A 12,765-nucleotide genomic window follows, 5' to 3' on the forward strand; every position below is an offset into this window, starting at 1 on the left:
CGGCTCGACCGGCCCGCAGGGCGCGCGCGGCGACGGCGGCCCGCAGGGCGTCCCCGGCCCGCAGGGCCCGGCCGGCCGCGACGGCACCGTCACCTTCGCCGCCGCGGCGAGAAGAGCGATCGCGGTCCGCCGCGGCGGCTTCGCCCGGCTCGCGTTCGTGGTCGGCAACCGCACCGCCGCGCCGTCGGGGCGCTCGACGCTGAGCGCCCGCCTGCCGCGCGCGCTGCGCGCCGGCACCGGCGCGACGCGCACCGTCGCGTCGGTCGCGGCCGACGGTCGCCGCACCGTCACGCTGCGGCTGCCCGTTGGCAAGGGCGCGCGCACGGGCGCGTACAGCGTCGTCGTGCGACTCTCGATCGGCGGCAGAACGCTGACGCAGACGGCGCGCATCGTCGTGCGCTGAAAGCAGGGGATCAATAGTGGGTACGGGCGGTGAAACAGGCTCCGATCGCTGGTAGACATCGGCGCCGTGCCAACCGCCCGCATCACCACGCTGCTGCTGATCGCGCTGGCGCTGCTGCCCGCGGCGGCCGCGACCGCCGCGACGCCCGAGTACTTCGACCTGCCCGACGGCAACACCGCCGGGGGCGGGATCGCCGCCGCGCCCGACGGCACGATCTGGGCCGCGGCCGGCAGAACGTTCGGCGCGCCGACGATCGCGCGGCTGGACCCGGCGAGAGCGGCCGCCGGCACCAGCGCCGGCGTCGACCTCTTCCCGACGCCGACGATCCCCGGCACGAGCTGCTGCGCGAACATGGTCCGCAGCGTCGCCTTCGACGGCAGACACAACCGCGTCTGGTTCGTGCAGAGCGACGGGATCGCCGGCTTCGCCGACCCGGCGCTCGTGACGCCGAGAACCAGCAACGGGATGACGGCGACGCTGATCAGCACCGAGATCAGCCCTGGCAGAGACGGCTGGGAGCCCGACCTGTGGGACGTCGCCGTCGGCGACGACGGCCGCGCCTGGTTCACGGAGCGCAGCACCTACAACGTCGCGCCGTACCCAGGCGCGCGGATCGGCTGGATCGACGAGAACATGGTCGTCGCCGAGCTGTCGAACATCGCGCTGCAGGACAACCGCAGATCGCTTGACAGCGCGCGCTACGACGCCAAGCCCACCGGGATCGCGCTCGACCCCAGCGGGCGGCCGTGGTTCGCGGAGTCCGACCCCGGCCTGCCGGGCTGGCGGATCGCGACGCCCAGAGGCGGCGGCGGACCCGACTACGACGAGTACCTGATCACGCCGTGCGCGCCGGGGTCGCCCTGCTCGGGCTCCTACACCGGCACCGGCGCGACCGACGTCGCGCTCGCGCCGGACGGCGCGATCTGGTTCACCAATCAGCTCAGAAACGAGCTCGGCCGGCTCGACGTCGCGGGCGGCGTCTTCACGGCGTACAGCCTGCCGGCGATCGACGCCGGTTTCAGAGGTGGCCGGCCGATCGCGATCAGCGCCGCGCCCGACGGCACGCTCTGGCTCGCGCAGTACGGAGGCGTCAGCAGACCGAGCAGCAACGCGATCGTGAAGGTCGTCCCCGACCCGCTCGCGCCGAGCGCGACCGTCTTCCCGCTCGGCGCCGGCCGTCACCCGCTCGCGGTCACCGCCGACACGCGCGGCAACGTCTGGTTCGCGGTCGCGACCGACGTCGCGCCGGGCAAGCTCGGGCGGCTCGCGGGCGTCGTCGCGGGCGGCACGCCCGGTCCAGGACCCGGCGGCGGAGGAGGGGGTGGCGGGACCGGCGGTGGTGACACCACGCCGCCGGCCGGCGGAGGGGCCAACCCGCCGAGCAGACCGCTCGTCGCCGCCAGCGTTGGCGCGGCCAGAGCGGGCACGCCGTCAGTCGCCGGCGACGCGATGAGAATCGACCAGATATGCGTCGGGCCGCCGGAGGCGCGCTGCTCGGTCGTCTACATCCTCTCCGCGGGTGAGTACGTGACCGGCTTCCCCGGCGCGAGATCGGACGACCGCGATCGCAACCGCGCGGTCACCGCCGTCGCGAGTGCGCGCAGAGGGAACGGCAGAGCGAGAAGAGGCAGAAGAGCGAGAGCGGTGATCCTCGGGCAGAAGACCGTCATCCTGCGCGGCGGCCAGAGAGCGCTGGTCAGAGTGACGCTCAACGCCGCCGGCAGAAGACTGCTGAGAAGAGCCGGCCGCCTGAGACTGTTCTTCACCGTCACCGAGCGCGGCGCCGACGGCAGAGGGCGGCGGATCAAGGCGCAGAGCGTGACGTTCAGACGGCCGGCGAGCAGAAGAGCGCGGCGCCGCTGATAGCTCCAGCGCGCCGACGCCCCGCCTACGGCAGCCGCGCGCTCAGCGAGCGGCGGACGGTCGCGCCGACGGGCGGGTCGAGCACGACCTCGACACGGGCGCTGCCGGCGGCCGCGACCGCTCTGCGCGCGGCGGCGCCGAGCGCGACGGTGACGGCGGTCGCCGTCGGTCTGCCGGGCGCGAGCGTGACGGTGCGGGAGGCGAGCGGAGCGGCGGCGGCGCTGGACTTGCCACGCGGCTTTCTGCCACCGCGCGGCGGCAGGAAGACGCTCATCCGCGCTCTGCAGCCGGTGATGCAGCGGACCTTGACACGCGCCGTTTTGGCGCCCGCGCTCAACGTCGCGGCGCCCTCGACCTTCGGCGCGATGTCGTCGACCCCGCCGCCGCCACCACCGCCCGAGCCGCCGCTTCTCGGCGTGTCTCTGTCATCGCTGCGCAGGGGCAGGAAGCGCACCGTGCCGTCGAGCGTGGTCGTGCAGACTCTCGTGTAGTAGTCGCGGCCGGGGCAGGTTCTGAGCGCCGACTCCGAGCGCTTCAGATCCCACTCGTAGCCGGACAGGGAGAGCGCGCCCGTGGGCATGTCGATGCCCACGTGGAAGCGGCTCGGGGCCGCTCTCGTGCCCTGTCTCGTGACATTGGAGACGATCACCGACTCGTCGCCGACGCCGCCGTCGCTGTCGGTGCACGTCATCGGCAGCTCGGCCGAGAGGAACGGCAGGATCGCCGCCATGCCGGCTGGCCAGCCGTAGACCGGTGCTGCCGGGAACAGCATGCCGGGGGTGGGTCTGAGCACCTGCTCGCCTCTGCACGTCTTGTCGGTGCCCTGGTCGGTCGTCGAGACGCGCGACGCTCTGCCCTGGGTGGCGCGCACGTCGGTGATCGAGACCGGCCCGACCAGCTTGCCGCCGAGGATCTCGACGCCGTCGGCTCTGCCGCTGACGTGGAAGCTCGCCGTCGTCGTCTCCTTGAACGCGCCGTCCTCGGTCTCGCGCACGTGGCGGTAGCTGACGTCACCCTCGTAGGCGAGGCGGTAGGTCATGGCGTGAGCGGCTGCGGGGGGGAGCGCGGCGGAGGCGCTCGCGAGCACGAGCGCGGTGCGGAGTCGGGCGGGCATCGCAGCACTGTCGCGCGCCCGCACCCCGCCCGCATCGGAGATACCTCCCGAGTCAGTTCCCGGCGGCCGGCTCGCCGGGGATGCGGTAGAGCGGTCTCCACGGCGAGACGGTGCCGTTGCGGCCGGGCTCGCCGGGCACGTCGCCCTGCGTCCACCAGCTCGCCTGGTAGGGGAGACCGTCGTAGAGGATCTTGTCGCCGGCGTGGTAGACGTCCTCGGCGGACCACTTCGGATGCGTCCCGGCCGGCAGCTTCTCGATCTCCGGCGCCCTGTCGGTGCGCAGCACCGGCCCGACCAGCCGCCACGGCGACTGTCCCGGCTCGACGTTCTCCGCGTCCGGCGTCTGCCCCTGCGAGAACCACTTCGCGACGTAGACGGCCTGGTGCCAGACGACCTTGTAGCCCTCCTGGTACGCCTGCTCCGGCTGCCAGATCGGGTACGGGCTTCTGGCCGGGTCGTCTCTCGTCGCCGTCGTCGCCTCGGGCAGCAAGTCGGGCTCGGTCACGCGCGCCGCGTTCGCCTGCACGCTGCCTCTCAGCACGCTGAAGGTCTTCGTGAACTGGCGCGGTCTCTGCTCGACGCCGCTGCACGTGTTCGACAGCGTCCCGATCACGGGGAAGGTGACCCCGCACTGCACGTCGCGGTTGAGCGACCAGGTCGAGACGCGGCCGACGCCGTGGTCGAGCGCGTAGGCGGCGACCGCCTTCGCGTCGGCGACCGAGACGCGCTCGCCTCTGACGTCGTTCTGGCCGATCATCACGGTCACGCCGACCTTGCGCCAGAGGCTGGCGGTGTTCAGTCTCGCGCCGGCGCGGCCGAACAGCGCCGCGAGCTGGTCGCGCGTGGCGTCGACGGAGGAGAGGATCGCCTCGCGCATGTCCTTGGCGGCGGAGGGGACGCCGAAGTCCATCGCCATCACGTTGACGCCGGCGAGGTCGACTCTCGCGTCGAGCATCGCGGTCACGACCGCGAGCGCGTCGGGGCGCAGGCCCTCCGGCGTCACCGGCAGCGTCAGCCAGACGGCGAGGCGGCCTCTGCTGGCGCGCACCTCATCCTGGATCTCCTTCACGACCGCCGCGCGCCGCTCGTTGGCGGCCGCGTCGGCGAGCGCCGCGCCCTCGACGTCGAAGTCGACGGTGTCGGCGGAGTAGCGCTCGATCACCTCGCGGTAGGCCTTCTCCAACTTGCCCGCGTCGGTGCAGGCGACGGCCAGTTCTCTGTTCGCCTGGCCGCCGAAGGAGACGATCGCGTCGCCGCCCTGGCCGCGCAGTTGCGCGACGCGGCGGTCGAGGTCCATCGCGGTCGCGGCGCCGTCGAGCGTCTCGTAGCTGCCCCAGGTCGGCTCGCACGCCTCGTCGGCGGATCTGCCGGCGACGACGAATCCGAGCGCGACGTTCCTGGCGGGGTTGGCGGCGCGGTCCTGGAAGGCGTAGGTCGGCGTCAGCGTCACGTCGACGTAGGGCGCGAACCAGGGGCCGGAGCCGGGCTTGGCGTGGGCGCGGGCCGAATCGGTCGAGGTCGCCTCGCGCGCGACCAGGAAGCCGCCGCCGCCGAGCACGGCGACCACCAGCAGCGCGACCAGCACGCGCCACGCCGACAGCTGCGGCTCGGGCGCGTCGGGCAGCGTCGCGGGATCGGGCAGGTTGCTCGCGGAGCTCATGCGCGGTCCTCGGCGCGACGGTTGTAGATCGGCTGGTCCTCGGCGCCGCCGTTGGTGACGGGCGGGTCCTCGGCGCGCCGGTCGTAGGCGACGCGGTCGTCGAACTCGGGCGCCGGCGGGTCGTCGGCCCGGCGGTTGAACTCCGGCGCCGGCGGGTCGTCGGCGCGGCCGGGCGGCCGGTCGCTCGCGCGGCGGCCCATGTAGGCCGGCAGGTCGGTCTCGCGCCGGCCGTAGCCCTCGCGGCGATCGGGACCGTCGCGGCGGTCGGCGGCGGTGCCGGTGCGGCCGGAGGCTCTGCGGCGCTCGGCGCGGCGGACGCCGGTCGCCGGCGCGTACGCGAGCGTCTGCGACCAGTGCGGCACGGCCGGCCCGGCCTCCAGCAGCGCCTCGCGCGCGGCGCGGCGGACGCGGCGGTTGGGCTTCTGCGGCTTGTACAGCCAGCCGACGACGTTGCGCCAGACGTCGACGATCGAGTTGCCGACGCCGATGTAGGCGACGATCGCGTAGGTCGCCGCGAGCGCGTTGAGACCGGCGAGCGCGACGTTGACCCAGCGGTCGCGCTCGAGGTCGGCGAGCAGCGTGTAGACCGAGAAGGCGACGAAGACGTACGGCAGCAGCACGTAGGTCAGCCCCGGCGTCGTGCGTCTGTGGACCTTCGGCGTGCGCTTGAAGGCCGGCCGCCCGCCGATCAGCACCTGCAGCAGCGAGGCGCCGACGCCGGCGAGGTTGACGCCGAGCAGCACGAGGTTGAAGCCGTAGAGGCCGAAGACGTCGCTGCGCCGGTAGCCGCAGTGCTTCAGGTCGACGGCCATCATCAGGAAGTAGGGGATCGAGATCAGCAGCACGAGCGGGCTGATCAGCGCCTCGTTGAACTGGTAGAGCAGCAGGAAGAGGAGGCCGACCGAGGCCCAGCAGATCGACGCCATGTAGTTGATCCGCAGGAAGATCTCGCCGAGCCGGGTGCTCTCGCCGCGCGCCCGTCTGGCGCGGATCTGGCGCCACAGCGCCGGCAGGATCAGCAGGCCGCCGTTGGCCCATCGCTGGCGCTGGATGCCGAGCGCGCCGAAGTCGGGCGGGGTGGCGCTGTAGCTGAGCCGCTCGGGGTAGTTGAGCAGCGTCCAGCCGTGGACGCCGAGGTCGATGCTCGACTCGGTGTCCTCGATCACGGTGCGGTCGGAGATGTAGCGGCTGATCTCCCAGTCGCCGTCGTGGCTTATCTGACGCAGGTCGTCGATCGCGCGCTTGCGCAGGACGGCGTTGGCGCCGACCCAGAAGGTCGCGTCGTAGTGCGTCATCCCCTGGTGGACCATGTGCTGCAGGTCGGTCGTCGCGCCGGCCATCCGCTCCAGCCGTGTCGCGGCGCCGGGGAAGGCGGTGTACGGGGCCTGCGCGACCGCGACTCTTCTGTGCTCGGCCTGCTCCAGCAGGTGGACGATCCGCAGGCAGTACTCGGGCAGCAGGACACTGTCGGCGTCGAGCGTGAGGACGTACTCGGGGTTGCGCAGGACGAGGTCGGGCTCGGCGTCGGTGCGCAGCAGGGCTATCCCGCCGCCGGGGACGGCGACCTCTCTGTAGGCGCCGCCCATCAGCCCGATGTAGCTGTTGAGGTTCATCGCCTTGTTCGGCTCGTGTGAGAGCGAGACGTAGCGCTTGCGCTGGAACGAGCTGATGCGCGCGCCGAAGATCCAGATCAGGCGGCGCAGCAGGAAGCGCAGGTGGCCGAGCGCGAGCGACGCGCCGTCGGCGGCGGCGGCGCGCAGCGCCTGCTCGCTCGCCTGCATGTCGGCGGCGAGCGGGCGCAGGACCTTGCCGACGAGGAAGGCGTCGGCGTTGTCGGTGACCTCGTAGGCGTCGCCGTACTCGGTGAACCAGCGCGCCGCGTGCGCGTACTCGTCGGCGACGACGAGCAGGTCCGCGGGCGTCGGCTCGGTGCCCTCGATGTGTCCCGCCTCGAGCGCGTCGAGCGCGCGGATGAAGCGTCGCTGCTGCGGTCTCAGCAGTCCTTCGATCTCGCCCGGGAGGGAGCGCGCGTCGGCGAGCATCTTCGCCGGTCCGCGGTACTTCGGCTCCGGCGGGTCGTCGATCAGAAGCGTCACCTCGAGGTCGGGGTACTCCTGCAGCGCGGCCGACAGCAGCGTCATCCGGTTGACGCGCATCTCCTCCTGGTAGGAGGGGATCAGCACGTTGAGCTTCGGAGCGGCGCCCTCGAACGGCTGCACCAGCTCGGCGCGCGTCGCACGGCGGTGGCTGCGGGTGCGCGAGTAGTAGCCGAGGCGGGTCGTCAGATAGGCCAGCGCCGAGCAGGCCAGCAGGCTCATGATGACGAGGTAGAGGATCGTCGAGGGGCCGAGCGAGGGGTGATCCGGGTCGCCGGTGAGGCTGCTGCTGGTGAGCGTCGTGATCACGAACAGCGCCCAGCCGATCACGGTCACCGCGATCGCGAGCTGGCCGATCAGCATCGTGCTCTCGGAGGCCGGCGCGGGCACGATCGGCAGCGCCTTGCGCTTTTTGTCGCTGCCCCACTGGCGCTTGGGCGTGGCGGGGCGCGGCGGGGCCGCGTCCTTGCTCCGGCGGATCGGTCTCATCGACCGGATTGATCGGCAGGTGGTGAGGTTTCGTTAGCGCCGGGCGGCGATGGCCCGAAATGAAGGGCCTGCGCCGTCCCCGCGCTGGCGGGGGCGGCCCGGCGCGTGAGCGGTGTGCGAAGCTGGCGCGATGGACGTCGAGACGGTCGTCTCCGCCGATGGCACGCGGATCGCCTTTCGCCGGCTCGGCAGCGGGCCGCCGGTCGTGGCGCTGCACGGCGGGCTCGGCTCGTGGCGCAGCTGGGAGGGGGTCGCGCGGCAGCTCGCCGACCGCTTCGAGTTCCTGCTCGTCGACCGTCGCGGACGCGGCGACAGCGACGACGGCGTCACGCCGCACGCGCTGGAGCGCGAGGTCGAGGACGCGCGCGCCGTGCTGGCGGTGGCGGGCGGTGGCGGTGGCGGGGTCGCCGGTCGCGGGGCCGCGCTGCTCGGCCACTCCTATGGCGGCGCGGTCGCGCTGGAGCTGGCGCGGACGGCGGCGCCCGGCGAGCTGGGTGCGCTGCTGCTGTACGAGCCGGCGGTCGGGGTCGCCGGCGCGATCACGCCCGAGCAGCTCGCGAGCCTCCGCCAGTGCGTGCTCGACGGCGCGCCGGAGCAGGCCGTGCCACTGTCGATGAACGTGCTCGACGCGGCCGGCCTCGTCGTCGCCGACGGGCCGCTGGCGTCGCTGCGGATCAAGCCGACGCCGGCCTTCCGGCGGCTCGCCGCGACCGTGCCGGACGAGATCAGCGCCGTCGCCGCGCTCGGCGAGGAGCACCTCGCCAGCTGCGCGGCGATCTCCGCGCCGACGCTGCTGCTGATCGGCAGCGAGAGCCCCGAGCGGGCGGTGCTCAACTGCCGCGCGCTGGCCGAGGCGCTGCCCGGCGCGCGGGTCGTGACGCTCGCCGGTCTCGGTCACGTCGCCCACACGACCGCGCCGGAGCGGGTCGCGCAGGCGATCGGGGAGTTCCTCGCGAGGGTGTGAGCGTCAGTCGATCCGCTGGATCGTCAGCGAGGCGCCGACGGCGCCGTTCGCGAGCTGGAGCGTGCCGCTGGAGTTGTTGAACAGCTTGAGCCAGTCGCCGGCGTCGAGGTCGACGATCACCTCGCCGCTGAGGTTGCCCGAACTGCCGAACAGCGGCGTCGTCGTGTAGTTGAGGCCGGCGTTGTTGCGCGAGAGCATCACCTGCGAGCCGAGCCCGGCGCTCGCGCTCTCGACGTTGACGTGCCAGCGCACGAGGTAGCGGCCGGCGCTGCCGACGCTGACCTCGGATCTGGCCGGCAGGTACGTGAGGTTCGCGCCGAGCATGCTGGTGCCGCCGAGCGCGATCAGGCCGGTGAAGGGGACGAGCTGACCGCTGGAGTCGCTGATCCAGCCGGTGTCGTCGGGGAAGCCGCCGGAGGCGCCGGTCGGACCCTGCGGGCCGGCCGGGCCGATCGGGCCGACCACGCCATCTCTGCCGTCTCTGCCGTTGGCGCCGGCGTCGCCTTGCGGGCCCTGGACGCCCTGCGGGCCCTGCGGCCCGACGGGGCCGATCGGACCCTGGGGGCCGGCGGGACCAGCCTCGCCCTGCGCGCCGGGCGCGCCGCTGCCGGCCGGACCCTGCGGACCGGGCGCACCGGCGTCGCCCTTCGCGCCGCCGGCGCCCGGCGTGCCCTGGGCGCCTTGCGGCCCGGTCGCTCCTCTGGGGCCGGCGGGGCCGCGGTCGCCGCGCGGACCGGACTCCCCGCGCAGGCCCTCGACCTGCCACGACATCTTGCGCTGACCGCGCGGGCAGGCGGCTGTCTTGCTGGAGAGGTTGAGCGTGCCGAAGTCGGCCGTCACACAGACGTAGATCCGCTGGGGTGCGCCTCTGGCGGCGGCGGTCGCCGCCGGCGCGGTGGTCAGGGCGGTGGCGGCGACGGCGCCGAGCCCGAGCGCGACGGCGGTCATGCGCTCGCGGGCGCGGCGGGACGGGACGTTGAGCACGGCGGGGACCCCCAGCGATTTCGAAGTGGCGACCGTGATCGCGCGCGTGCGCGAGCACGACCTCGATGTCGGCACGTTGGCGCTATCGCTTGAGCGGGCAGGTCAGCCCGTCACGCCTCCTTCGCGGCCTCGGCGACGGCGCGGCGGGCGGCAGCGGTGGTGATCGCCGTGATCGTCGGAGGCGGCTCGTCGTCGTGCAGCAGCACGATCGCGCCGTTGAGCAGGCCGGTCGCGAGCTGCGCGGCGACGCGCGGTCGCGGGTGGCCGACGGCTCCGAGCGCCTCCTCCAGCCGCGCGGCGGCGCGCGCCGGCAGGGCGTGGATCGCGGCGACCGTCTCGGCCGGCAGCGGCGCGTGGGCGAGCGCCTGGGCGAGCCGGTGGCGGCCGGCGGCGACCATCTCGAGCTGCACGCGCACGTAGGCGGCGGCCATGCCGGCAGCGGTCCGCTCGGTGGCGAGCGCGCGGTCGATCTCGGCCAGCCACGCCGGCATGCCGCGTTCGCACAGCTCGGCAACCAGCTCGTCGCGGGAGCGGAAGTAGCGGTAGACGGAGTTGCGCGCGAGCCCGGTCCGCGCCCCGAGCGCGCGGAAGTCGAGCGCCTCGTAGCCGTCGGCGAGCAGCAGCTCCTCGGCCGCGTCGAGCAGCGCGTCGCGCTGCTGGGCACGGTGCTCGGCGACGGTGGCGGCGTCGATGCGCGGCATGCGGTGAAGAGTACGTGGCGACGCGCCGTCGCCAACCGCGCGGCACCCGCTGATGGCGACGTGGCGACGCACTGTCGCTAAGATGGCGACATGTTGTCGCAAAGATCTTCAGGGGAGGATGCTGGCTCGCCCGCGCCGCCCGCCGTCGCGGCGTGCGACGCGCCCGCGCCGCTGCCGGCCGTCGCCGCCACCGCCGTCGCGATCGCGCGTGAGCGCGCCGCCGAGAGCGTGGGCGACGACCGCCTCTTCGCCGATCCGCTCGCCGCCCGCTTCGCCGCCGCGGCCGACCGCCCCGGCGAGCCGGCGCCGCCGCCGCTGGGGGAGATGGTGCCGGTGATGCGCGGCTACGTCGCGCTGCGCACGCGCGCCTTCGACGACGCGCTGCTGGTCAGCGGCTGCCGCCAGGTCGTGCTGCTCGCGGCCGGGCTCGACGCACGCGCCTTCCGGCTGCCGTGGCCGGCCGGCACCGCGCTGTTCGAGCTGGACGTGCCGGAGCTGGTCGCCTTCAAGGAGCCGCTGGTGGAGGAGGCGGCCACCTGCGCTCGCACCGTCCTCGCCGTCGATCTGCGCGACGACTGGCGCGCGCCGCTGCTGGCCGCCGGCTTCGATCCCGCGGCGCCGACCGCCTGGCTCGCCGAAGGGCTGCTGATGTACCTCTCGCCGGCTGAGAACGACGCGCTGCTGCGCACCGTCGGCGAGCTCAGCGCGCCCGGCAGCGTCCTGCTCGCCGAGCACGTCCCGACGGCCGGCACGCGCCCGCCGGAGACCGACGAGGAGGGGCACGTGCTCGACGCCGGCGGCGCCTCCTGGCGCTCGACGCTCGACGACCCGATCGCGTGGCTCGCCGGCCACGGCTGGGCGGCCGCCGCGATCGACGCCGCCGCGCTGGCGACGTCGCTCGACCGCCCGCTGCCGCCGGTGCTCGACCGCGCCGCCGTCGGCGACGCCTGCGCCTGGCTGCTGCAGGCGACGCGGTCGTCACCGCGCCCGCTACCTTCGATCCCATGAAGCGGATCGGATTCCTCTCCTTCGGTCACTGGCAGCCGGGCCCGGGCTCGCGCACTCCGACGGCGCGCGACGCGCTCGTGCAGACGATCGAGCTGGCCGAAGAGGTCGAGCGGATCGGCCTCGACGGCGCGTACGTGCGCGTCCATCACTTCGCGCGCCAGCTCGCCGCGCCGTACCCGCTGCTGGCGGCGATCGGCGCGCGCACGAGACGGATCGAGATCGGCACCGCCGTGATCGACATGCGCTACGAGAACCCGCTCTACGCCGCGGAGGAGGCGGCCGCCGCCGACCTGATCGCCGGCGGGCGGCTGCAGCTCGGCATCAGCCGCGGCTCACCGGAGCCGGCGCTGCGCGGCGCCGAGTCGTTCGGCTACGTCCCCGGTGGGGACGAGAGCGACGCCGACCTCGCGCGCCGTCACACCGAGCTGTTCCGCGCCGCGATCGACGGCGCGGCGGTCGCGCACGCTGACGACGGCCGCGGCGGCGTCGCCGGCACGCTCGCGATCCAGCCGCAGTCGCCCGGCCTCGGCGACCGCATCTGGTGGGGCGCCGGCACGCGCGCGACGGCCGAGTGGACGGCGGCGCAGGGGATGAACCTGATGTCCTCGACGCTGCTGACCGAGGACACCGGCGTCCCCTTCGACGAGCTGCAGGCGGAGCAGATCGCGCTCTACCGCGCGGCGTGGGCGGCGGCCGGCCACCAGCGCACGCCGCGCGTCTCGATCAGCCGCAGCGTGCTGCCGATCGTCAGCGACGAGGACCGCCTCTACTTCGGCGGTCGCGCCGCCGGCCCGGCCGAGGACCAGGTCGGCTACCTCGACGGCGGCGTCGCCCGCTTCGGCAAGAGCTACGTCGGCGAGCCCGACGCGATCGCCGCGGACCTCGCGCAGGACGCCGCCGTGCGCGAGGCCGACACGCTGCTGCTGACCGTTCCCAACCAGCTCGGCGTCGAGTACAACGCGCGCATGCTGGAGACGATCGCGCGCGAGATCGCGCCGGCGATCGGCTGGTCGCCGGCGGTGGTCTGAGCCCGCTCAGCCCACCCCCGGCCCCGACACCTCCTGCCCGAGGAACTCGGCGCCGATCGTCTGCTGGCGGACCGCCTCTCTGCCGATCCAGCAGCGCCAGCTGGTGCCGTTCGCGTTCAGCGAGCGGCAGCCGCCGTTGACGCGTCTGTCGGCGCCGACGGTCGGCTCGACGGTGTCCAGCCAGTCGCCGGGCGCGATCTCGCCGACCGGCGCGCGCGCCAGCACGCAGTCGAACTCGATCCCCTCGCGCACGACGGTGCAGTCGGGGTCGGTCCCCATCAGCGCGAGCGTGCCGGCGGGGATGCTCTGCTCGACCTCGTCGTCGGAGATCAGCGCGCTCGCGGCGAGCGCGACGCCGGGCACGGCGACGACGGCCGCCGCGACGACGGCGAGCGTCATGCGGCGGCGCCGGCGCGGGCGCGCCGACGCGGTCGCCACGTGCCCGGCGCCGGCCG

Annotated in this window: 10 protein-coding genes and 1 pseudogene; 5 read left to right on the top strand and 6 right to left on the bottom strand. The window is 74.2% G+C overall.

The genetic code is table 11. The features are described 5' to 3' along the window. Positions 1-403 (top strand): annotated as a pseudogene (locus R7226_RS29415) (hypothetical protein); the annotation flags it as partial. A 66-nt stretch (positions 404-469) separates the two neighbouring features. Next, on the top strand, positions 470-2,266 hold the full coding sequence (locus R7226_RS29420) for a Vgb family protein (protein WP_318601043.1): 1,797 nt from the start codon (positions 470-472) through the stop codon (positions 2,264-2,266). A gap of 25 nt (positions 2,267-2,291) precedes the next feature. Here R7226_RS29420 and R7226_RS29425 read toward each other — a convergent pair whose 3' ends face one another. The 3 genes from R7226_RS29425 to R7226_RS29435 are packed head-to-tail and all read right to left on the bottom strand — an operon-like array spanning position 2,292 to position 7,625. Continuing rightward, positions 2,292-3,380 (bottom strand): hypothetical protein, encoded by a 1,089-nt coding sequence (locus tag R7226_RS29425; RefSeq protein ID WP_318601044.1) that lies wholly within the window; start codon positions 3,378-3,380, stop codon positions 2,292-2,294. Positions 3,381-3,432: 52 nt separating this feature from the next. Next, positions 3,433-5,040: a chitinase gene (locus R7226_RS29430; protein WP_318601045.1), complete on the bottom strand. Its 1,608-nt coding sequence runs from the start codon at positions 5,038-5,040 to the stop codon at positions 3,433-3,435. Further along, positions 5,037-7,625 (bottom strand): glycosyltransferase family 2 protein, encoded by a 2,589-nt coding sequence (locus tag R7226_RS29435; protein ID WP_318601046.1) that lies wholly within the window; start codon positions 7,623-7,625, stop codon positions 5,037-5,039. The genes R7226_RS29430 and R7226_RS29435 overlap by 4 nt, the downstream gene beginning before the upstream one ends. A gap of 130 nt (positions 7,626-7,755) precedes the next feature. Between R7226_RS29435 and R7226_RS29440 the strand changes: the two genes are divergently transcribed. Then, entirely contained in the window at positions 7,756-8,589 is an 834-nt protein-coding gene (locus tag R7226_RS29440; RefSeq protein WP_318601047.1) for an alpha/beta fold hydrolase, read from the top strand. A 3-nt stretch (positions 8,590-8,592) separates the two neighbouring features. Here the strand turns inward: R7226_RS29440 and R7226_RS29445 are convergent, their stop codons facing one another. Both R7226_RS29445 and R7226_RS29450 read right to left on the bottom strand, forming a co-directional pair. After that, positions 8,593-9,573: a BclA C-terminal domain-containing protein gene (locus tag R7226_RS29445; protein WP_318601048.1), complete on the bottom strand. Its 981-nt coding sequence runs from the start codon at positions 9,571-9,573 to the stop codon at positions 8,593-8,595. A gap of 110 nt (positions 9,574-9,683) precedes the next feature. After that, a complete protein-coding gene (locus tag R7226_RS29450) occupies positions 9,684-10,274 on the bottom strand; it encodes a TetR/AcrR family transcriptional regulator (protein WP_318601049.1) in 591 nt (196 codons plus the stop codon). Between the two features lie 90 nt (positions 10,275-10,364). Here R7226_RS29450 and R7226_RS29455 point away from each other — a divergent pair, with 90 nt between their 5' ends. Further along, positions 10,365-11,282, top strand: coding sequence for an SAM-dependent methyltransferase (locus R7226_RS29455; protein WP_318601050.1), 918 nt, complete (start codon positions 10,365-10,367; stop codon positions 11,280-11,282). Continuing rightward, entirely contained in the window at positions 11,279-12,310 is a 1,032-nt protein-coding gene (locus R7226_RS29460) for an LLM class flavin-dependent oxidoreductase (protein WP_318601051.1), read from the top strand. The genes R7226_RS29455 and R7226_RS29460 overlap by 4 nt, the downstream gene beginning before the upstream one ends. Positions 12,311-12,316: 6 nt before the next feature. On the opposite strand, the gene R7226_RS29465 is transcribed toward R7226_RS29460, so the two are convergent. Next, the coding region (locus R7226_RS29465; RefSeq protein ID WP_318601052.1) for a hypothetical protein at positions 12,317-12,765 on the bottom strand (449 nt) is incomplete at its 5' end.

This window comes from Conexibacter stalactiti (assembly GCF_033542075.1).
Lineage (GTDB): Bacteria > Actinomycetota > Thermoleophilia > Solirubrobacterales > Solirubrobacteraceae > Conexibacter > Conexibacter stalactiti.